This is a genomic window from Bradyrhizobium iriomotense, assembly GCF_018130765.1.
In the GTDB taxonomy this organism is placed as follows: domain Bacteria; phylum Pseudomonadota; class Alphaproteobacteria; order Rhizobiales; family Xanthobacteraceae; genus Bradyrhizobium; species Bradyrhizobium iriomotense_A.
Genome location: NZ_JAFCJZ010000020.1, coordinates 1 through 20,918 on the forward strand (window position 1 = coordinate 1; position 20,918 = coordinate 20,918).

19 protein-coding genes are annotated in these 20,918 nt (G+C 63.7%); 6 read left to right on the plus strand and 13 right to left on the minus strand.

Annotated features, from left to right (window positions below; translation table 11 throughout):
• Positions 1 to 118: 118 nt before the first annotated feature.
• From JQ635_RS28530 to JQ635_RS28560, 7 genes are all read right to left on the minus strand, one after another.
• Positions 119 to 958, minus strand: a complete 840-nt coding sequence (locus tag JQ635_RS28530; RefSeq protein ID WP_211413105.1) for a universal stress protein — start codon at positions 956 to 958, stop codon at positions 119 to 121.
• 106 nt (positions 959 to 1,064) lie between these two features.
• The gene (locus tag JQ635_RS28535) at positions 1,065 to 1,454 is read right to left on the minus strand and encodes a response regulator (RefSeq protein ID WP_211413106.1); all 390 of its coding nucleotides are present in this window, start codon (positions 1,452 to 1,454) and stop codon (positions 1,065 to 1,067) included.
• Complete coding sequence (locus JQ635_RS28540; RefSeq protein WP_211413107.1) at positions 1,451 to 5,029, minus strand: GAF domain-containing protein; 3,579 nt, start codon at positions 5,027 to 5,029, stop codon at positions 1,451 to 1,453. The genes JQ635_RS28535 and JQ635_RS28540 overlap by 4 nt, the downstream gene beginning before the upstream one ends.
• Before the next feature lie 308 nt (positions 5,030 to 5,337).
• Positions 5,338 to 6,015 carry a hypothetical protein gene (locus tag JQ635_RS28545; protein ID WP_211413108.1) on the minus strand — a complete coding sequence of 226 codons (678 nt, stop codon included), beginning with the start codon at positions 6,013 to 6,015 and terminating at the stop codon, positions 5,338 to 5,340.
• A gap of 42 nt (positions 6,016 to 6,057) precedes the next feature.
• Positions 6,058 to 6,540: a transcription elongation factor GreA gene (gene greA / locus JQ635_RS28550; RefSeq protein WP_211413109.1), complete on the minus strand. Its 483-nt coding sequence runs from the start codon at positions 6,538 to 6,540 to the stop codon at positions 6,058 to 6,060.
• A gap of 51 nt (positions 6,541 to 6,591) precedes the next feature.
• Positions 6,592 to 7,077: a hypothetical protein gene (locus JQ635_RS28555; RefSeq protein WP_211413110.1), complete on the minus strand. Its 486-nt coding sequence runs from the start codon at positions 7,075 to 7,077 to the stop codon at positions 6,592 to 6,594.
• A gap of 234 nt (positions 7,078 to 7,311) precedes the next feature.
• On the minus strand, positions 7,312 to 7,644 hold the full coding sequence (locus JQ635_RS28560; protein ID WP_211413111.1) for a hypothetical protein: 333 nt from the start codon (positions 7,642 to 7,644) through the stop codon (positions 7,312 to 7,314).
• Positions 7,645 to 7,915: 271 nt separating this feature from the next.
• Between JQ635_RS28560 and JQ635_RS28565 the strand changes: the two genes are divergently transcribed.
• Positions 7,916 to 8,149: a DUF3551 domain-containing protein gene (locus tag JQ635_RS28565; protein ID WP_211413112.1), complete on the plus strand. Its 234-nt coding sequence runs from the start codon at positions 7,916 to 7,918 to the stop codon at positions 8,147 to 8,149.
• A gap of 22 nt (positions 8,150 to 8,171) precedes the next feature.
• Here JQ635_RS28565 and JQ635_RS28570 read toward each other — a convergent pair whose 3' ends face one another.
• Complete coding sequence (locus JQ635_RS28570) at positions 8,172 to 8,423, minus strand: hypothetical protein (RefSeq protein ID WP_211413113.1); 252 nt, start codon at positions 8,421 to 8,423, stop codon at positions 8,172 to 8,174.
• Between the two features lie 63 nt (positions 8,424 to 8,486).
• Between JQ635_RS28570 and JQ635_RS28575 the strand changes: the two genes are divergently transcribed.
• Positions 8,487 to 10,025 carry a peroxidase family protein gene (locus tag JQ635_RS28575; RefSeq protein ID WP_211413114.1) on the plus strand — a complete coding sequence of 513 codons (1,539 nt, stop codon included), beginning with the start codon at positions 8,487 to 8,489 and terminating at the stop codon, positions 10,023 to 10,025.
• A 127-nt stretch (positions 10,026 to 10,152) separates the two neighbouring features.
• Here the strand turns inward: JQ635_RS28575 and JQ635_RS28580 are convergent, their stop codons facing one another.
• The 3 genes from JQ635_RS28580 to JQ635_RS28590 all read right to left on the minus strand — a co-directional run bounded on the left by JQ635_RS28580 (position 10,153) and on the right by JQ635_RS28590 (position 13,846).
• Complete coding sequence (locus JQ635_RS28580) at positions 10,153 to 11,199, minus strand: phosphatase PAP2 family protein (RefSeq protein WP_211413115.1); 1,047 nt, start codon at positions 11,197 to 11,199, stop codon at positions 10,153 to 10,155.
• Positions 11,200 to 11,587: 388 nt separating this feature from the next.
• Positions 11,588 to 12,106 (minus strand): hypothetical protein, encoded by a 519-nt coding sequence (locus JQ635_RS28585; protein ID WP_211413116.1) that lies wholly within the window; start codon positions 12,104 to 12,106, stop codon positions 11,588 to 11,590.
• A 192-nt stretch (positions 12,107 to 12,298) separates the two neighbouring features.
• The gene (locus JQ635_RS28590; RefSeq protein WP_211413117.1) at positions 12,299 to 13,846 is read right to left on the minus strand and encodes an acetolactate synthase large subunit; all 1,548 of its coding nucleotides are present in this window, start codon (positions 13,844 to 13,846) and stop codon (positions 12,299 to 12,301) included.
• A 266-nt stretch (positions 13,847 to 14,112) separates the two neighbouring features.
• Here JQ635_RS28590 and JQ635_RS28595 point away from each other — a divergent pair, with 266 nt between their 5' ends.
• Together JQ635_RS28595 and JQ635_RS28600 are read left to right on the plus strand one after the other, a co-directional pair.
• On the plus strand, positions 14,113 to 14,691 hold the full coding sequence (locus tag JQ635_RS28595; RefSeq protein ID WP_211413118.1) for a L,D-transpeptidase: 579 nt from the start codon (positions 14,113 to 14,115) through the stop codon (positions 14,689 to 14,691).
• Positions 14,692 to 14,775: 84 nt separating this feature from the next.
• Positions 14,776 to 15,591 carry a DUF2927 domain-containing protein gene (locus JQ635_RS28600; RefSeq protein ID WP_211413119.1) on the plus strand — a complete coding sequence of 272 codons (816 nt, stop codon included), beginning with the start codon at positions 14,776 to 14,778 and terminating at the stop codon, positions 15,589 to 15,591.
• A gap of 113 nt (positions 15,592 to 15,704) precedes the next feature.
• Here the strand turns inward: JQ635_RS28600 and JQ635_RS28605 are convergent, their stop codons facing one another.
• Both JQ635_RS28605 and JQ635_RS28610 read right to left on the minus strand, forming a co-directional pair.
• The gene (locus JQ635_RS28605; RefSeq protein WP_211413120.1) at positions 15,705 to 16,511 is read right to left on the minus strand and encodes a class I SAM-dependent methyltransferase; all 807 of its coding nucleotides are present in this window, start codon (positions 16,509 to 16,511) and stop codon (positions 15,705 to 15,707) included.
• 226 nt (positions 16,512 to 16,737) lie between these two features.
• Complete coding sequence (locus JQ635_RS28610) at positions 16,738 to 17,865, minus strand: threonine synthase (RefSeq protein ID WP_211413121.1); 1,128 nt, start codon at positions 17,863 to 17,865, stop codon at positions 16,738 to 16,740.
• A 386-nt stretch (positions 17,866 to 18,251) separates the two neighbouring features.
• Here JQ635_RS28610 and JQ635_RS28615 point away from each other — a divergent pair, with 386 nt between their 5' ends.
• Together JQ635_RS28615 and JQ635_RS28620 are read left to right on the plus strand one after the other, a co-directional pair.
• Positions 18,252 to 19,508: a GTP cyclohydrolase II gene (locus JQ635_RS28615; RefSeq protein WP_211413122.1), complete on the plus strand. Its 1,257-nt coding sequence runs from the start codon at positions 18,252 to 18,254 to the stop codon at positions 19,506 to 19,508.
• A gap of 7 nt (positions 19,509 to 19,515) precedes the next feature.
• Complete coding sequence (locus tag JQ635_RS28620) at positions 19,516 to 20,754, plus strand: URC4/urg3 family protein (RefSeq protein WP_211413123.1); 1,239 nt, start codon at positions 19,516 to 19,518, stop codon at positions 20,752 to 20,754.
• The last annotated feature ends 164 nt before the right edge of the window (positions 20,755 to 20,918 follow it).

Here is a 20,918-nt window from a genome sequence, read left to right on the forward strand (position 1 = left end):
TGCGATTCGCCATAAGACGAATCCTACATCAACTCCCAAAAAGCAACATTCTTGCCCAGCCTCGTCGGGCAAAACAGGGGCATGATGGCATGATCCCGCGACAGGCCAGCGTGCGGCTCTAATGAGCCATCAGGACAGGCAAGTCCGCGTGTTCCATGATGTGGCTGGTCGCCCCGCCGAATATCATTTGCCGCAGCCGCGTGCGGGTGAAGGCGCCCTTGACCAGGAGATCGCAGCCTTGAGCTCTGGCGGCATCGAGGACCGCCTCTCCGGTTTCGCGATTGCCCAGCTCAACCCTTATCGCTTCGGCTGCAATGTCGTTGTACCGCAGTTGCTGGACGATCCGATCGGCAGATGGTCCTGGTACCTCCTGGCCGCCAATGACGGTGAGAACCGATACCCTTTTCGCCAAGCGAAGCAACGGCATCGCAAATGCGTTTGCCCGCGCTTGCTCGGTACTACCGTTCCAGTGGATCATGATGTTTGTCGCGACGCTTCTCGGTGCCGTCAACGGCGCCAGCAGGACGGGCCTGCCGCTCTCAAACAGCGCGGATTCAATCGCACGACGGTGAGGTCCCGCAGCATCGACGTCGGACCGTGCCATCACGACCAGATCGAAAGCGCGCCCATAATTTCCGACAAACTCTTCGCCCTCGGGCGCGTTCGCCAGCCAGCCGAAGCACGGCCGACTCGAGGGTGCAGTGGCCCGAGGAATGTCGTGCTTCAGCATGAATGCTTCGAAGAAGTTGCGCATGTCGTTCAATTCGGCCTCGCTCTTCGCCTCATAGGACTCCAGGAGGATGCCGGTGGCCAATTCGGAGGCCACATAGGGCGGGATGCCGAACCGAAGTGGAAAGCCTTCGATATAGGCGCCAGTACGGCGCGCGAGGCCTGCGACGACGTCGAGCGTGGATGTCATCATCGGAATATTCTGCAGCGGGACCAAGAGCGTCTTCATTTTCAACCTCCCGGTGTTTTCGGTGAATATTGAGGTCAGATGCCCTGCGATAATTTCACCTTGCGAGCCGTTCCGGCTTGTCATCGACCACGAGAATGGCCCGCGGTCATGCGGCCTGCTCGAGCCTCGTATCGATCTCCTGGCGCAGCGCCGCAAAGTCGATTGGTTTGGTCAACAGGTCGGCTGCGCCGCTCGCCAGCGCCTTGCGCCTGGTCTCGGCATCGCCATAGGCCGTGATCATGATGACCGGTACATCGGGGCGGGCCGAGCGCACGATAGGCAGCATCTCCAGCCCGCTCATTCCGGGCATGTTGATGTCGGACAGGATCAGAATCAGGGTGGCATCCTCTATCTCGACCGCACGCGCCAGGGCCGCGGGTGCGGACGATGCGAACTCCAGCAGAAAGCGGCCGGCGCGCAAATCACGCCGAAACTGCTGGCGGAACAACGCCTCGACGTCCGGCTCGTCGTCGACGACCAATATATAGACGCTCAACTTCTGCCTCCGGTCTGCAATGGTGCCGCCAGCGTACGCGGCAGCGTAATGATGAACTCGGTATAATCGCCAGGCGCGGTATCGACTTCGATGCGGCCGCCGTGCTGCTTCACAACGATATCGTGGCAGATTGACAGGCCGAGTCCGGTTCCTTCGCCCGCGGGCTTGGTTGTGAAGAATGGGTTGAATATTTTCTCTCTCACGTCGGCTGGGATGCCGGCGCCATTGTCGCGAATCCGGATTTCGACGGCGCCGCCGAGACTTGTGGTCGTCGCGCGCAGCCTTGGCTCGAAGCCGTCGCCGACGGCGTCCTTTTGTTTGCTCGCCGCGTAGAATCCATTTGAAATGAGATTGAGGAACACCCGCGTGATCTCCTGCGGATAAAGCTCGAGCGCCCCTGCAGACGGATCGAGACTCCTTTCAAGCGTGATATTGAAACCTGCTTTTTCAGCGCGCGCGCCGTGATAAGCGAGATTGAGACTTTCCTCGATGATGGCGTTGATATCGGCGGAGCGGCGTTCGCCGGACCCCTCGCGAGAGTGCAGAAGCATATTCTTGACAATGGAATCGGCGCGCGTTCCGTGCTGCACGATCTTTTCCAGATTGCCTTGCAGCATTTCTATCAGCGCGTCGATGTCCCGCCTTGCTGCCTCGTCGAGTGCGACTGCGCGCAGCCCGTCGCCGAGCTCGTCGATCAGTTCGGAGGAAACCGCCGCAAAATTATTGATGAAATTGAGCGGGTTCTTGATTTCATGTGCGATGCCGGCGGTAAGTTGCCCGAGCGAGGCAAGCTTCTCGGTCTGGATCAACCGATCCTGCGCATTTCGCAATTCCTCGAGCGATTGCGACAATTCCATGGTGCGCTCGCGCAGTTCATTCAGCAGGCGCGCATTCTCGATCGCGATCACGCCCTGGTGCGCGAAATTGGACACGAGCTCGATCTGCTTGTCTGTGAAGGGTTTAACTTCCTGGCGGAAGATCGTGATGGTGCCGATCAGCTCGTCTTCCTTGAGCATCGGCACAATGACGAGGGTCCTGGCGCCGGCAAGGTCGGCAAGCGCGCGAACGTTCGGGTTGCCTTCGACGTAGGGCGGCTGAGTCCTGATATCGTCGATATGAACCGTCTGATGAGTTTTCTCGACGGTGCCGAGCCCGCTCGCCGGATGTGGGCGAATGCTCTGGTGTAGCCGGGTATCAACATAGGCTTGCGGCGCGTTGTGAAGCGCGACCGTGCGAAAGCCGCCGTCCTCGTAGAGATTCATGGTGCCGAAGCCGGCGCCGCAAATTCGCGTCGCATTCTCCAGCATCTTGTTGAAGACCGGAGTCAAGGTGCCCGACGAAGCGCTTATGATTTCCAACACCTCCGACGTTGCCGTCTGTCGCTCCAATGATTCGTTCAATTGCTCGAACAGACGCACGTTGCCGATGGCGATGACAGCCTGATCTGCAAAGGTCTGCAGGAGGTTGATCTGCTTCTCGCCGAATGGGCGCACCTCCGTACGGCGGAGCACGATCGCACCCATGCTCTCGCCTTCTCGTAAAAGCGGCACGCTCAGAACGGTCCGAACATTGGAGCGAAGCGCATACTCCCGTCCCGTCGGGAATTCCTCCCCTTCGGGCCCGAGCAGGTCGTGCACATGAACTGTGCGGCGATCGATAACGGCCCGGCCGGTGGGCGATTCCGCACTGACCGATCGTCGGCTCCACACCACGGGGACTTGTCCATGGTGCGCCTGGATGACGAGATCGTCGCCATCTCTCAGAACCACCAGCGCATCGTAGGCCTCGCAAAGTCCGCATGCACTTTCCACGATGGCCTTGAGCACGGGACCGACCTCGGTCGGCGAGGACGCGATGACGCGCAGGATATCGGCGCTGCCGGTCTGGTACATCAGCGCCTCGGACAGATCTCGCGTCCTGGTCTGCAATTGCTCCAGGAGCCGTACATTCTCGATGGCGATCACGGCCTGGTCGGCAAATGTGGTGACGAGCTCGATCTGCTTTTCCGTGAAGGGCTGCACACGCCTGCGAGCGATCACAATCGCGCCGATCGGCTCGTTCTCGCGCAGGAGCGGAACACCGAGCGCCGTGCGCTGACCGGCCATGGTCGTGGACTCGCGCAGGTCGTATTCGGGATCCGCAGCAACATCGAGGATCTGCACCGGTCGGCGCTCCTGCACGGCCCGGCCCGTGACCGTGCTCCGTCCGGGGGTGATCGGGTGAACCCGCAGAAACTCGATGTATTCCTCGGAAAACCCGACCGCTGCTCCGGCCTGATATTCATCGCCTTCGCGGCGCATGATGAACGCCATCTCCGCTTCGCACAGCCGCGCCGCCGAATCGACCAGCGTGTTGAGCACGGTTTGCAGGTCGAAGGTCGAGCGGCTGATCACCTTCAGCACATCGGCGGTCGCGGTCTGCTGCTGCAGCGATTCGGCGAGATCGCGCGTCTTCGCCTGGACCTCATCGAACAGCCGGACATTCTCGATCGCGATCACGGCCTGATCGGCGAAGGTGGAGACCAGGTCGATCTGCTTGTCCGTGAACGAGTTCACGATCTTGCGGCCCAGGAACAGCACGCCGATCGTTTCGCCGGACCGAAGCAAGGGCACGCCCAGGAGGGTGCGATAGCCGCCGGCCCTCTGCTGCTCGGGATAGGCGTATTCGGGATCGAGCAGGACATCCTGAATCTGGACGGCCTTGCCGCACAGCAGGACGCGCCCGACGACGCTGCCGCGCCCGGCACTGAGCCGAATGCCCGCCGAGACCTTGGCCCACTCGGGCGAGAAATTGTATCGCGTTGCATGACAATAGGCGCCGTCGGCGTCCTGCCTGACGATGGCCGCCATGTCGGCACCACACAAGCCCGCCGCCGATTCCGTCAGCGTATCGAGAACCGGTTGCAGATCGAACGCGGAGCGGCTGATGACCTTCAAGACATCGGCGGTCGCGGTCTGCTGCTGCAGCGATTCCCGCAAGTCGTCAGTACGCGCCTGCACCTCGTTGAACAGCCGCGTATTCTCAATGGCGATGACGGCCTGGTCGGCGAAGGTCTGCAGAAGTTGCACATGATGCGGAGCGAAGGTACCGGGCTCGGCGCGCGTTACGCTGATCATGCCGATCACCACGCCGCCGGTCGCGAGCGGAACGAACAACATGCTGCGAAAGCCGCGCGCGCGAGCGACAAATTTGATTTCATTCGTCAGCGCTTCCGTGTCGGGAGTCGGTACCACCTTACCTGCCTGGACTTCTGCAAAGCTCTCAAACTGGGTGATCGGCCTTGGAAACATGTTCTTCAAGGTCTCGTCGGCGGCAGAATTCGTCGGCGTGAATGCCGCCAAATGGGCCGTGCCGTCGATGAAACGGAATACGGTCGTCGAAAAGCCGCCGAGCAAGGCATTGGCCTGCCTCGCAATGGCATCGAAGACCGGCTTCACCTCTGATGGCGAACTGGCGATGATCTTGAGAATGTCCGCGGTGGCGCTCTCGCGATCTTGTGCGGCGCGCAATTCGGCCAGGAGCCGCGCGTTCTCTTGCTGCAAATCCACCACCACGTCCTGAGGAAGCGCGGCCATGATGAAAATCCACGTCGCCAGCCGGTTCGGGCCGACTTAAAATCTGATCAAGGAAAGCGTCAGGAATTATTCCACTCTCGGGTCCTTCCGACCAGACGTATCGTGAGTTGATTTTCAATCAACTACGCGTCAGCCCGAGCTCGGGAATGCCTCAGCTTTCTCCCGGCTGTGGTCCTTGATCGCGCTGGATCTCGGGAGCTCGAGGTTTGATCCCTTGCGCGCCCCCCAATCCTCCTCCTGAACCATGACGATTGTGAAAATCATCGACGCGTACGGCGGACAAGCCGCGCGCGATGACGGAGCAAGCCTCAAGCAGCCCGCTGCGGCCTTAAGGCCGTGTAGAGACCGACGAGGGTCCCGATGGCGACCAGAGCCGCCGCCAGCAGCACCTGCAATTGCCCATCATCGGTGGGGCCGACGGACGACACGAGTCTGGTCACGACGACGAACAGAATGCCCACGGAGGCCGCTGCGCCGACGCACAGATGCGCGAGCTCTCGCGTCAGGTTGCCGCCGAGAAGTCCGAGTGCCGTAAAATACATCGCGCAAGCGTTGGGGTGAACGAACAAGGCAACGCGCGCGTAAGGACCGTAGGTGTCGAGGAGGGACTCGCATCGGCTCAGTGCCGCTTTTGAAGCGACCCGCTGCAGGAGCGGTCTGAAGAAACGCGCCTGTCCGTAACTCAAGACGGCGCCGACGATGATGGCCAGCCACGCCATGATGAAAACGGGCACGTCCGCGGACTTCGGACTGAGCGCCACCGACATCAGGATGAGAGCGGTTCCGGGAAAATAGCCAAAATATGGGAAGACCGACTCCAGCAGCACGCAGACGAACATGAAGACCGGAAACCACCATGAGTCGGTCGCCCCCTGCACAATGGCGTTCAAGTCGAACAGGTTCGTCCTGTACAGGACGAGGTACATGCACATGGCGAGGCCCGCCAGTGCGTAGAACGGCAACGCTCCCGACAAAAACCGTTTCATTCAACTATCGGGCTTCGTTTCACGGACACGGCGGGAGCCATCTTACGCAATCGATACAATCTCGATCTCCTGCGCGCCTGCTCCCACGACATCCCCCGCCGCCTTCCCCATCAGCGACCTCGCCACCGGCGAGACGAACGAGATCGAGCCGGCCTTCGGGTCGGCTTCGTCCTCGCCGACGATGCGGTAGGTCTGCACGCGGCCGTCGGTATGGCTGAAGGTCACCGTGCTGCCGAAGGCAACGATGTCGGTCGTGACAGGATCGGGCATGAGCTGCGCCGTGCGCAGCCGTTCGGTCAGATAGCGGGCGTCGCGCAAGGGCACCGCCGACTGGCGGCGCTTCTCGTTGACGTCGTCGATGGCTTGCGCGACCTCATAGGCCTCGCGCGCGTGCTGAAGCTGCGTCTGCAGGGCCTTGAGGCCGGCCTCCGTCACGAGGTTCGGATGGGGCGAGATCGGGCGATCCGGCAACAGCGTCTCGGACGCGGTCTCGGCGCTTTCTTCCTTGGTAAAGGCGACACTCAATGCAAGAATCCTGTCTAGGCAGCGACGCCGCGCGGCGCCGATAACCTAAGACTATATCTCAAGTGCGACGAAACGGCGGAGCTTGACGACGAGATCCGGCATGGCCTGGCGGAACCGCGTCGCGTTCTGGAAGCTGGTGGAGAACGGCGCGAAGGTGATCATCGCGTTCCAGTGCCGGTAGCCATAGACCGTCACGGAGGCACCGGTCGCGGGAAAATCCTCGATCTTGCGGAGCTCGCCGAGCACGAGATCGGCAATGGCTTCCGCGGGCAGCAATTGCCTGCCGTCCGGCGTCGTGGCGATCTTCGCGGGCGGTTCGGTTGGCCTGGTTGCCGCGAGCGCGGCATCGGAAGCGGGGTCGGGCTTGGCCGGTGCCGCATCGGGGACGGACGCTGCAACGGGCTCGAATCCATGCGTCGGGGCCGTCGGGGGAACCTCAGTGAGCGGCGGCGGAGCAACACTGTCTGCGCGCTTGTTGCCTCCGAGGATGCTGCTGATCATGGCCACGAGGCCAGCATCCTTCACGTCGTCGCTCATTACGTCCCCCGGCACTCCCTTCGGCCCTGGGCCTACCTTAGCACCGCTCCGGCAGACCGCCACAACGGTTATGCAATCCGCCTTTGCTTGACCAGGCGAGCTCGCCTGCGGCCCATCCTTCGAGACGCCCGCCTGCGGCGGGCCCTCAGGATGAGGTCAGGTCTTGCGGCGAGCCCCTCATGGTGAGGAGCCCGCCAAAGCGGGCGTCTCGAACCATGCAGGCCATGCCATCCGTCACTGCTTCTCGAACGGAATATATTGCTGGTACTGCTTCGGCACCGAGCTGCGATAGCGGGCCGGCACGGTGCCGCTGTCGATCGAATGATCGATCTCCTGCTGCCGCGTCATCTTCTTCTTCGCCGGCTTCTTCGATGCGCTCTTCTTGGGGTCGGATGGCTGGCTGGTGTCGGTGGTCGCGGCCGGCGCTGTCGTCGCGGCCGGCGCAGTGGTTGTCGCCGCAGGCGCCGCGGTCCCGCCGGCGGCCGGTGCGCTCTGCGCCAGCGCGAGCGATGATTGCGCAAGAAGCGCCAGCGCTGCTGTCGCAGCCAGCAAATATGACCTTTGCATCAGAACCTCCAAAAAGTGACCTGACCCGAATGAGAAAAAGCGCAAGGCTCGGGGAGCAATGCAGACCACGTCCGCTCACGATAGGTCGGAAGCGGATAGCGAACTGTGGCCGAGATCACATTGCTCGCCGCAGCTTGCCGCATCATACGCGCATGTTGAACGCGGTGCCCACTGCGGACACCAAGACGAGCACGACAAAGTGTCGGACAAGTCCCGGAACACGCAGAATGAGCTGGTGTTCCTCATCCCACCGTTCTCGAAGGAAACTGAAATGCGTCGCACCATCCTCACCCTTGCATCGTTCGCGGCCCTGATGGCCGCGATGGCCCCGACGGCCCAGGCCCAGCCCGCACCCGACAGATATTGCCTGCAGGGCCGCATCTGGGGCTATCCCGGCAATTGCCAGTTCGCGACCTATCAGCAGTGTCAGGCCTCCGCCTCCGGCACGTCGGCCTATTGCGGCATCAATCCGCGCTACGCGTTCGCGCAGCAGCGCTATTACTGACGTGGTTGCGGCGTGCGCGCTGTCACGCGCGCGCCGCCACAATTTTTGCGTGAAGATGATCCGCCGCGCCGACAGCCTGGCGAATCGATATCGCACGAAGCTGCTCGCACGCGTCGATGACGAGAATGTTATCCCTCATCGCTTCGGGAAAGATTTGCAAAGCGCGGCCGCAGCTTGCTCGCCCCCCTCCGCTTCGGAACAGCATCGACATCGCGCACAGTGTGAAGCTGCGGCTTGTGACGCGCCGGATTCCCTGATCTAGCTTCGCCTGCATATTCTGTTGCGAACAACTTTAGCTTTATTCGTTCCGTCGTGACTTTTCATGGAGGTGTTTTCAATGAGCAGCCGCCACGCAATTGTTCCGCGCGGTCTGAACGCAACGCGTTCGCCGCTTTCGCAAGGCCGCTTCGGCCGCATGTTCCGCAAGCTCACTCCGGCAAAATTCGGCGCGAACGACGCCGACAATGTCGCCAACCTGTCGGCGCTGGCCGACAAGATGGTCGGCAAGTTCGACGCACCGAAGGATGGACCGGACGCGGAGGAGAGCGGCATTCCCTCGCTCTACACCTATTTCGGCCAGTTCGTCGATCACGACATCACCTTCGATCCGGTCAGCTCGCTGACCAAGCAGCAGGATCCCGACGGGCTCGTCGACTTCCGCACGCCGTCATTCGACCTGGACAACGTCTACGGCCGCGGGCCGAACGACCAGCCCTACATGTATGACGGCAACAAGTTCCGCCTCGGCGAGAAGCTGAGCGGCACGGGCGTCGCCGACACCAACGACCTGCCGCGCTTCAAGGGCCGCGCGCTGATCGGCGATCCCCGCAACGACGAGAACAGCATCGTCTCGCAGTTCCAGGCCTTGATGCTGCGCTTCCACAACCGCATGGTCGACGACAATGACAGCCTGTCGTTCGAGGACGTGCAGCAGCGCGTCCGCTTCCATTATCAATACGTCGTGCTGAACGACTTCCTGCCGCGCATCGTCCATGCCAGCGTGCTGGACGAATTGAAGACCGCGGGCCGCTACGACCGCAGCAAGCTCGCCCACTACCACTGGAAGACCTATCCGTTCATGCCGGTCGAGTTCTCGGTCGCGGCCTACCGGCTCGGCCACTCCGTGATCCGCCCCGGCTATCGGCTGAACGATGCGGACAACATGCTGCTGCAGATCTTCCCCGATCCGAACAACCCCGATCACAACGCACTGACCGGCTTCCGTGCCATGGGCCCGGGACGTGCCATCGACTGGGGCCGCTTCATCGATCTCGACACCCGCGCTTACGGCGTCGAGGACGACGACACCAATCCCGACAACAAGCGGCGGCTGCAGTTCGCCTATCGCATCGACGCCTCGCTGGTCGATCCGCTGCGCAAGCTGCCGCCGGAGGTCGCGTCCAATCCGGCGTCGCTGGCGCTGCGCAATCTCGAGCGCGGCTGGCGGCTCGGCCTGCCCTCGGGCCAGGCCGTCGCCAGGGCGATGAACCTGACGCCGCTGACCGACGATCAGATCATCATCGGCAAGGCCGTCGACGAGCCCGGACCTGACGATCCGCAGGTGCCGATCGCGACCATCGCGAACGGCGTGTTCGCCGGCAATTGCCCGCTGTGGACCTACATCCTGGCAGAGGCGCGGCAATTCCAGACATCCGTGGCCATTCCCGCCACCGGCGCACCGGCAGGCGGAGTCAACACGCCGCAGCTCGGCCCCGTCGGCGGCCGCATCGTCGCCGAGGTCTTCCTCGGCATGCTGTTCGGCGACAATTCCTCGGTGCTGTCACTCGACCCGCAATGGACGCCGGTGACGGGCCCAGGCTTCGCGCTGAAGGACCTCGTCGCCTACGCGCTCGGCCAGGGCGATCCGCTGCACTGAGCGCGTGACGGAAGATGATACAGGGCCGCTCGCGTCACGCGGGCGGCCCTGTACTCGCTAGTCGCGTCCGGTTTGCTCTTTTCATGGGCGTATCGCACGCCGGGACATATTCCGACGGCACGTCCGCTCAAACATGGCGGCCAAGGGAATAACGAGCAGCCGACCCGGTGACCTCCGATTTCGGCTGCGTCGAGACCGCCAGCGGACTTGCAACGACGACCGCCGTCAGGCCTTTAGACGCCTGGATCGTCAGCGCAGCCACCGAAACGCCTGCGATCACATCCACGAAGTAATGCCCCCCAACCAGCGGAGTCGAGACGAGCATTCCAGCATTCAGCATCAGCAGGGCAGGACGCAGCCACCAGATGCTCCATAAGCTCCAGATGCTGAGAACTGCCATGGCAGCGTGAAAGCTAGGAAAGGTGAGGATGCCGCCGAGCTTCGCGAGGTTGAGAGCTCGCAACGTGCCATCGCGCAGCATCGGTATGTCGCGCGCCTGTCCTCCATATCCATTCGCCGTGAATAATTCGGTCTCGGAGGGCAGTCCAAACTCGAAATAGGTACCGATCGCCGGAAGCAAGGAGGAGACGACAATCACCACGCACAACGCCAATGTAGACGCCATCACGAACTGCTGCAGACGGATATATTGCCGCGTCAACCCCAGTACGACCGGCACGCCAACGCCCGGCACGAGGATCATTGCGTAAAAGAACTTGGCGTAGAGCAGCAATTCCGGGCGGGCCATCGCAAAATGGAAATATGCAGGCCAATCCAGACCGAGCAATCGGTCAAGGTCGGCAAACCTCGTGTCCTGCAGCGGCATCCCGGCCCCCAAACCGATATACGACATCGGCGCCGCGAAGATCACGAAACAACCCATTTGCGAAAATGCGATCATGGCGAACGCCGGCCGCTCGCCCCAGCACTGCCGCATGAGCCACAACCCGGCAATCGCCAGTGCCGGCGCTGTGAGGACTTCCCTAGTCATCAAACCTTCCAGCGTGAAGGTCGTTACGGCAAGACCGGCGCAAAGTGCCAGCGCACCTCCAGCCACCAGACACCAGTTGATCAGTTGCAGCCTGTTCGCAATCCTTCGTTCCTTGTGACCGACCGAACGCCGCTCCTCCTTGACAGCACAATTCGCTCTCTCAAACAGCGGCGCACTGAACATTCCAGTTCCCATTCCACCGCACGTGCAATTTCCGGCGGCTCTCCCAGAAGTTTAGCGCCTACACAGACCGGTTGCATCTAATTCCTGGTGCAATTACTATTATTGGTGAAAAATTGATTTCCGAATCTTGCTGACACCGTTCCTAACAATCGAACCACTCGCACTCACGAGCAGAAAGAGGCGGTCACGGCGTAGGGTCAAGCGGAGTTGAGATACTGTTGACGTGTCTGCTCTGGGTCCAAAGGCTGGTCAAAGCGGGCGCGGCGGTTTAGCACGCAGGAACTAATTTGGTCGGAGACATCCGCTGGGTCAAAGGTCCGTTCCGAGTCATAAGCAGTCGATGTTGGCGAAGCTGGGCGACTACCGCTGACGTTGATGAGCACACACCCTAATGCGCAGCCCCGAGACCGCTCTCCGCAAGCCGCGTCGCGAACCAGCGCGACAGCGATTCTTCGACGAGGCCGCTGACATAGACTTCCGACATGGTCACATGCTGCTTGTCCAGCACCAGCAGCACGCCGATCCAGTAGGGAAACCAGACATGCACGTCGGTGAGCGCCCGCAGCTTGTGCTGGTCGTGCTCCAGCGGCGTGTGATTGTTCGCCTTGCGGATCTCCACGGTGAGCAGGTTGTTCGGGATCTCGCGCTGGTGCACGGCGACGTCGGGGTAGATCGACTTGCCCAGATGATCGTCCGTCGAGATGATGGTGCCGTGCGGCAGATGCAGCGTGCGCTCGCCGAGCCGGTCGTAATTGCAGTCGACCGCCCAGCCTGAAAACTGGCGCTCCAGATAGACGGCGAAGCGGTGGGTCACCGCCCGCTCGCCGATGTCCTTCTCGAACAAAAATCCTTCGTGGGCGTAGAAGTCCCGGAGCGCCGCGATCACCTTGTTCAGCTCGGTCTGCATCGTGCCTCCGGGCCCATCACGCTTACCTAGTTCGGTGTCGTCCCGGCGAAAGCCGGGACCCATACCGCGAGGTCTATCGAGTGTACACGGTGCACGTACCGGACTCCGAGTCTTCGCCAAACCTCTCCCTGGGGTTATGGGTCCCGGCTTTCGCCGGGACGACATCGGGAGAGAGCTTGGCCAACCAACGCCCTACATCTGGACTTCGATCAGCCGCGGCCCCGGCTCGGCGACGGCCTCAGCCAGCGCCTTGTTGAACTCGTCGGCATTGGTGACGGCACGGCCGGGCACGCCCATTCCCTTGGCCAGCGCCACGAAGTCCAGCGTCGGCCGGTCGAGCCGGAGCATGTCGTTGGCGCGCTGGCCGGGCTCGCCGGCGCCGACATTGTCGAACTCGCCGCGCAGGATCTGGTAGATGCGGTTGGCGAACACGATGGTGACGATGTTGAGGTTCTCGCGGGCCTGGGTCCACAGCGACTGGATCGTGTACATCGCGCTGCCGTCGCCGACCATGGTGATGACCTTGCGGTCCGGGCAGGCGATCGCCGCGCCAATCGAGAGCGGCGTGGAGAAGCCGATCGAGCCGCCCATGTTCTGCAGCCAGTCGTGCGGCGCGGCCGCCGCCGTCGGCGGGAAGAAGCCGCGGCCGGTGGTCAGGGATTCGTCGACCATGATCGCGTTCTCGGGGATCGCACAGGCAATCGCCTGCGCGATCGAGGCGAAATTCAGCGCGCCGGTCGGCTTGGCCAGTTCATGCAAAGCCTGCGGCTTGACGTCCTTGGCGCTGGCCTTCACGGCGCCGGCCAGCGCCTCGAGGGCTGCGACCGAGTTCTCGCCCCAGGAGGTCATGCGATGCACCTCGCAGCCCTCGGGCTTGAGCATGCTCGGCTTGTTCGGATAGGCGAAGAACGCCACGGGATCGTCGGACTCGACCAGCACGATGTGACGGAATTTTGCCAGCATCGGCAGCGCGTTCTCGATCACGTAGTGGATGCGATCGATCGAGTAGCGACCGCGGCCGCGCGCCATCTTCGGGCGGAAGGTCGGCCCCATCACCGTGCAGCCGGTCTTGTTCGCGATGCGCTCGGCCAGCGCCAAGCCCTGCTCGCTCAGGGCGCTGCCGGTCATCAGCAGCAGCGTGCCCTCGCCGTCGCCGTGCAGGATCTTCGCGGCCTTCTCGACCGCCTGCGGCGAATAGCTGGCGCGCTGCTGCTCGGCCGGCACCTCGGCAATGCCGTCGGCCTCGTTCCAGGCGGTGTCGGCGGGCAGGATCAGGGTCGCGATCTGCCCCGGTGCGCTTCTAGCGGCGGCAATCGCGGCGGCGCCGTCGGCGGCGACCGATTTGGAATTCGGCGAGGTCCGGACCCAGGACGACATCGGCCGGGCCAGACCCTCGATGTCGGAGGTCAACGGCGCGTTGTAGTCGATGTGGTAGACCGCATGCTGGCCGACGATGTTGACGATGCCGGAATTGGCCTTCTTGGCGTTGTGCAGATTGGCAAGACCGTTGGCGAGGCCGGGACCGAGATGCAGCAGGGTCGAGGCCGGCGTGCCCTTCATGCGGTAATAGCCGTCGGCCGCGCCGGTCACCACGCCTTCGAACAGGCCGAGCACGCAGCGCATGCCGGGTACGCGGTCGAGCGCCGCGACAAAATGCATCTCGGAGGTGCCGGGGTTGGTGAAGCAGACGTCGACCCCACCCTTGACCATCGTCCGCACCAGGCTTTCCGCACCATTCATTCTTTTTGCTCCCGCAACCGACGATTTCGAGTGATCCGTTCGATCAATCATTGTTCGCTCGTCTCGTCAAAGCAATAGGGGGCATCGCGGCCCTGCCCCGCGTGAGGATGCGCTGGTTTGGCTAACGCTTTCGGGCAAGCTGGCGGGGTTGCGGATTTGGTAACGTCATTCATTAAGCATGGCCTGCCTCACGGGGCCGTGGCTTGCGGAAAGCCCGCAAATATGGCCTGTGACCTCAGTTGAATCGATTTTTTCCGGGGGAGACAATGATCCGGTTTTTTGCCGCGCCGATTGCCGCCATCGCACTTTTGACCGCCACGACCGGCGGCGCACTCGCCGAGGAGTTCGACTCCCGCGACATCATGGGCGGCGGCCCGAACTTCTTCCGCGGCGGCTCCAGCCCGATCCCCCGCTCCACCGTCATGTACAACGGCAATTACGCCCCCGGCACGATCGTGGTGAACACGTCCGAGCGGCGGCTCTACCTGGTGCTGCAGAACGGCCAGGCGCTGCGCTACGGTATCGGCGTCGGCCGTGACGGCTTCCGCTGGGGCGGGGTGCACAGGATCACCGCCAAGAAGGAATGGCCGGACTGGACGCCGCCGTCGCAGATGCTGGCCCGCCGGCCCGATCTGCCGCGCCACATGAAGGGCGGCATCGAGAATCCGCTCGGCGCCCGCGCCATGTATCTGGGATCGACGCTCTACCGCATCCACGGCTCCAACGAGCCGGAGACGATCGGCCAGGCGGTGTCCTCGGGCTGCTTCCGCATGACCAATGACGACGTCACCGACCTCTACAGCCGCGTCTCGGTCGGCACCACCGTGGTGGTGCTCAACAACTGACCGAACGGCCACAGCAGGAACCCGCAGGGCGCGTGAATTTGCGGTCTTGTGTGCGCGGCGCGAATACGGCAGCGTTGTGCAACGATGAGCGCATTGGACCTGCCCTCGGCTGCCCTTCGCATCGCCCTGCTGGCGCTCGCCACGCTCACCTGCGTGCCTGACACCGCTACCATGGCCGCCGCGGGCGAACTGCCCGCGATCGCCTCGCGCCAGCGCGCCGAGAAGAAGAGCTTTACCGACAACGAGATCGTCGAGGGTTTTCTCAAGACCGCGTTCGGCGCCGAATACCACCTCGCCGGCCGCGTCGACCGCATCCGCAAGTTCGACGGGCCGGTGCGCGTGTTCGCCGAGAGCGACCGCGCCGACCGCAAGGCGCAGCTGGCAAGAGTCGTCGCCGACATCGGCAAGCGCGTGCAGCATCTCGACATCGCCATGATCGACAGCAGCGAGGCGGCGAATCTGCGCGTGAAGCTGGTGCGCGACCGCGACCTGTTCCGCACGCTCACCAGCTTCTACGGTCTCGAGAAAGCGCGCGAGATCCGCTCCTCGCTCGATCCGCAATGCCTGTCCGGCTTCCGCAAGAACGACAGTTTCGAGATCGAGCACTCCGACGTCATCCTCACCGTCGACAACGGCGACTTCACCTTCCTCGACTGCGCCTATGAGGAGCTGCTGCAATCGCTCGGGCCCATCAACGACACCACGAGCGTGCCCTGGACCATGTTCAACGACAACGTCTCGATGGGCTATTTCGACGTCTACGACCAGTACATCCTCAATCTGCTCTACGACCCCCGCATCAAGCCCGGCATGACCGTGCCGGAGGTCAAGGCCGTGCTGCCCGCGGTGCTCGCAGATGTACGTACGTGGGTGAAGCGAGTGAATGATCTGAAGGAGTGAGACGCCACTGACACGCTCGGGCTGCGCAAAATGCCACATGCGATGGCCCTCCCCTGGACGGGAGGGTCAGCAAGGCGTCCTGTCTCGCAGCACATTCGCCTTCGAGCGCGCCCTCACGCCTTCCTTGCTTTCGTCATCAGAAACTGCTGGCGCATCACGTTGTTGCCGGCGTCGAAATACTCCGAGATCAACGCCTCGAACTCGGCACGGAAGCTGCTGAGCTTGTCCGGCTCGTCCTTGTACTGGGCGACGAGCTTGATCAAAGGCCCGATCGTCGCTTCCATGGTGCAGCGGAAATGCTGCGGGCTGAGTGTGGACGGCGTCATCATGTCCATCTCGAACGAGATTTCCTTCGCCTTCCCCGCGAGACGCTCGGCGACGATTTTCGGATCGCCCCACAACGCCGGTGATGCGACGCCCTCGGGCGGCGGCAGATGGCGGCCGACCAGCGCGAACATGCGGCCGACGTAGAGATGCGGCGGCCAGGTGGAGAAGGCGATAGCGCCGCCGGGCTTCAGCACGCGCAGCATCTCGCCGATGGCGACGTCCGGACGCGGCGCGAACATGTGGCCGAACTGGCTGAGCACCACGTCGAACTCGCCGTCGCCATAGGGCAGGCTTTCGGCGTCGCCGTCGACGAAGTCGACATCGAGATTCGCCAGCCTTGCGTGCTCGCGGGCGCGCTCGATCAGAACCGGCGAGAGGTCGAGACCCCTGACCTTCGCACCGCGGCGCGCGGCTGTGATCGCGACAACGCCGGTGCCGCATCCGACATCGAGCAGCTTTTGGCCGGCGGCAACGCCGGCAAAACCGACCAGCTTGGCCGCGGCCGGAGTCGTGAAAACCTCCATCGGCGTGAACAGCGACCAGGCTTCCTTCTGGATGGCCTTGAAACCTGCAAACGGATCCTGCGCGGTCATGGAACTCTCCCTTTGCTCGAGGTCGATCTTCATGAGGCTGGCGAGGAAGGCCCAAGGTTCAACGCGCGCGCATGGCTGCGCGGCACAAAGAGCGTCGATGCCCGGGCCTTCGCCTCGCCGAAGCGGCTTCGGCCGCGCAGGCGGGACAAGCCCGGGCATGACGCTTCCCGTATCCGCAACGGCCCAGTCCCACGCGGGGCCGAACCACAAGCTCAACAGATCGGCCTTATTGCACGAGATCGGCTACGGTCGTTGCCGCCTTCAGACCCGTGCCGGTGAGGACCACGACCGTGGTCTCATTCGCCTTGATGGCTCCAGCGGCGGAGAGCTTTTCCAGCGCCGCCGCTGCGCTCGCGCTGGTCGGCTCGGCGAACAGGCCCTGCCGCGCAAGGCGGCGCAGCGCGGCGATGATCTCGTCCTCGGTGAGCGCGACGGTGCCGCCGCCGCTCTCGCGCAAGGCGGCGATGATTTCGCGCAGGCGCAGGGGGTTCTTGATCGCGGTGCCTTCGGCGATGGTCTTGTGCACCTCGCGCGCGACGGGCGTGTCGACGCCGGCCTGAAAGCTCGCATCGATCGGCGAGCAGTTTTGCGGCTGCGCCGCGAACAGGCGCGGCAGCTTCGAAATCTGCCCGGCTCTCAAGAGCTCGCGGAAGCCGAAGGCGCACCCCAAGAGACTGCTGCCGGCACCGACGGGGACGATGACGTTGTCGGGCGCGCGGAAGCCGAGGTCCTCCCAGATTTCATAGGCGAGCGATTTGGTACCTTCGAGGAAGAACGGCTGCCAGTTGTGACTGGCGTAGAAGGTCTGGCTCGACTGGCGGATGGCCTCGGCTTCCGATTCCTCGCGCGGGCCTTCGACCAGCTGCACCGTCGCACCGTAAGCGCGCACCTGCGCGATCTTCGCCGGCGAGGTCGAGGCCGGCGCCAGGATCTTCACGCGCATGCCGCCGGCGGCCCCCAACCCCGCCATGGACGAGCCGCCATTGCCGGAGGAGTCTTCCAGGATGGCGTCGACGCCGATCTGCCGCAGGAAGGACAGCATCACCGCCGAGCCGCGGTCCTTGAAGCTGCCGGTCGGGTTGAACCATTCGAGCTTGAACAACGGACGCAGGTCACCCCAGGCCTGCTGGACCAGTGGCGTGCAGCCTTCGCCGAGTGAGATCGGCTTTGCGATCTCGACCGGCAGCGCCGCCCGGTAGCGCCAGAGCGAGCGCGTCCGGCTGTCGATATCCTCGAGCGAGATCCCCGCCCCCGGCGTCACCAGCAGCGGCGACCGCTCGTCCGAGCACCAGCGCGGCTGGTCGAGCGGATAGAGCTTTCCGTTGCGGGGGTCGATATAGGCGGCGGTGGGCATTGGCGGTCTCCAGGGCAAAGGCGATCTGTACGATTGGTCCGGACGCAGGTTTTGTCCAGGATTCGACGCGCGCCGCACAAATCATAAGCGCCCCTTGAAAACATGAAAAATAGAACTATTTCAATCTCTTAAATCGGCCAGGCAGGCACGGCGACGAGGCCGGCCAGCGCGCGGGGCGCGCCGCGTTCAGGCAAGCCCTGCCGGTTCGCTGATGACGGGAATTTCGCCGCGAAGGGCCCTGCCCGCGCTCCACGATTAACTTGTCTGTCGCGGGTTGGCGCTACAATATGTTGGATTGAGCTTGCGTCGCCGGTGGTCCGCACCGGCAAGGCAAGCGAGCCAGGCCCGTCCGAGCGGCGGGCCGTTGGCTTTTTGGGAGCCTGGACATGAGCCGCGCGAACCGTACCGACCACATCCGCCTGACCTCCCATCCGGAGCCGGGCCGGAAGGCCGCCTTTCCGATCCATTGGGGCGCCGCTGACGCGCGCGCCCGCGGGCCGATCATCGGCACGGTGTCGCGCGCCGGGGATCGCAACGTGATCGGCAGCCATGGCGGCTCCTATGCGATGTACCGGGCGCTCGCGGTCTCCGCCGGCGCGCTCGATCCGATCCGGCGGCCCGATCTCACCAACACCTTTCCGGCCGCGACCATCGGCCCGTTCGAACAGTGGCGCGATCCCGCAAAGATCGTCGCGCTCGATCCCTGGGGGCATCTCGTCGCGGAAAACTTCCGCCAGGAGATCGCCGAAGGCGCCGACATCCGCCCGAGCATCGCGGTGACGCGGGCGCGGCTGGACCTGCCGGAGATCCGCGAGGCGCTCGCCGCAAAGCGGCTGCGCGCCGACGGCGAGGTCGTGCATGCCAATGGCAGCGTCTCCGTGGTGAAGATCGCGATCGATCCGGTTTGGTACCTGCCAGGCCTTGCCGAGCGCTTCGGCACCAACGAGACCGAGCTGCGGCGCACGCTGTTCGAGCAAACCGCCGGCATGTTCCCGGAGCTCGTGACGCGCCCGGACATGAAGGTGTTCCTGCCGCCGATCGGCGGCACCACTGTCTATCTGTTCGGCGATGTGACAAAACTGCCGGACCATCGCACTAAGATCACCTGCCGCGTGCATGACGAGTGCAACGGCTCCGACGTGTTCGGCTCCGACATCTGCACCTGCCGTCCCTATCTCATCCACGGCATCGAGGAATCCGCGCGCGGTGCGCAGGAGGGCGGGCTCGGGCTCGTGGTCTATAACCGGAAGGAGGGCCGCGCGCTCGGCGAGGTCACCAAATTCCTGGTCTACAATGCGCGCAAGCGCCAGGAGGACGGCGACGCGGCCGCGGCCTATTTCGAGCGCACCGAATGCGTCGCCGGCGTCCAGGACGCGCGCTTCCAGCAGTTGATGCCGGACACGATCCACTGGCTGGGCCTGAAGCGCATCGACCGTTTCCTGTCGATGAGCGACATGAAATACGACGCGCTGACCTCGCAAGGCATCGACATCGTCGAGCGGGTGCCGATCCCGCCGGAGCTGATCCCGGCCGACGCCTATGTCGAGATCGCCGCGAAGAAGGCCGCCGGCTACTACTCGACCGACATCGCGCCCGAGAAGGACGTGGACGGCGTGGTCGGGCGCTCGCTGGAAAAATACTGATCGCGCGATGGCGGAAGCTTTGGAATTGCAGGCCCGTTCGCTGCTCACCGCAAAGGCGGTTCGCGCGCGCGCCGGGCAGATGCTTGAGCTCGGCCTTGCCGGCGGGCTTACACATTTCACTGTTGATCTCGGCCGTATGGATGCGGTTGCGGATGCCGTTCTCGCGGTCACGCGAAAAGCCTATCCGACGCTGGACGTCCCCTTCCATGCGCGGTGGCGACACTTTGTGCTTGGCGGCGTCGATCGCTGGGCGCGGCTTGCCGACACCGCATCATGGCCGGATCGCGCGGCGCGGGCACGCGCCGAGTTCGATCTTGCGATCGTCTCCGTGCTGCTCGATGCCGGCGCCGGCGCTACGTGGCGATACCGCGATGCCGTGACCGGCGAAGCCATCGGCCGGTCGGAGGGGCTTGCGATTGCGAGCCTCGACATGTTCGCGAGCGGGCTGTTTTCGCACGATGCCCGCACGCCGTTCAGAGCCGATGCGGATGTGCTGGCAAAGCTGCCCCTCGCCGCCCTCACATCCGCCTTTCAGGCGAGCGATGCCAATCCGCTGCTCGGCCTCGAAGGACGCACCGACCTGCTGCGGCGACTGGGCAAGCAGGTCTCGGAGCGCGCGGACGTGTTCGGCCTGCACGACACGCCGCGCCCGGGCGGACTGTTCGATCATATCGCGGCGCAAGCCGTCGGCGGTGCTGTCGCCGCGCCCACCATTCTGTCGGCGGTGCTGAACCAGCTCGGGCCGATCTGGCCGTCGCGGCTTGAGCTCGCGGGCGTCCCGCTCGGCGATTGCTGGCGGCATCCGGCGATCAAGGCGGATGACGGCACGGCAGGCCTCGTGCCCCTGCACAAGCTGTCGCAATGGCTGAGCTACTCGCTGATCGAGCCGCTGCAGCGCGCTGGATTTGCTGTCACCGACATCGACGGTCTCACGGGGCTTGCCGAGTACCGCAATGGCGGCCTGTTCGTCGATCACGAGGTGCTGCGCCTGCGCGATGCCGCCGACGCCGAGCGTGCGCATGCGGTGGATTCCCTGCTCGTCGTGGAGTGGCGCGCGCTGACGGTGGCGCTGCTGGATCGTCTTGCCGAACTGGTTCGCACAAAACTCGGCCGCACGCCCGAGACCTTGCCGCTCGCCAGCATTCTGGAAGGCGGCACCTGGGCCGCCGGCCGCGCCATTGCCTTTGCGCGCCGTCCCGATGGTTCGCCGCCGCTCAAGGTGATCAGCGACGGCACGGTTTTCTAAACCCTCTCCCCTTGTGGGAGAGGGTGGCTTCGCGAAAGCGAAGCCGGGTGAGGGGTATGTCTCTGCGGGGTTATCTCTCACCGGAGTTCGCGGAGAGGGACCCCTCATCCGGCGCTTCGCGCCACCTTCTCCCACAAGGGGAGAAGGGAAGAAGCATCGGCCCG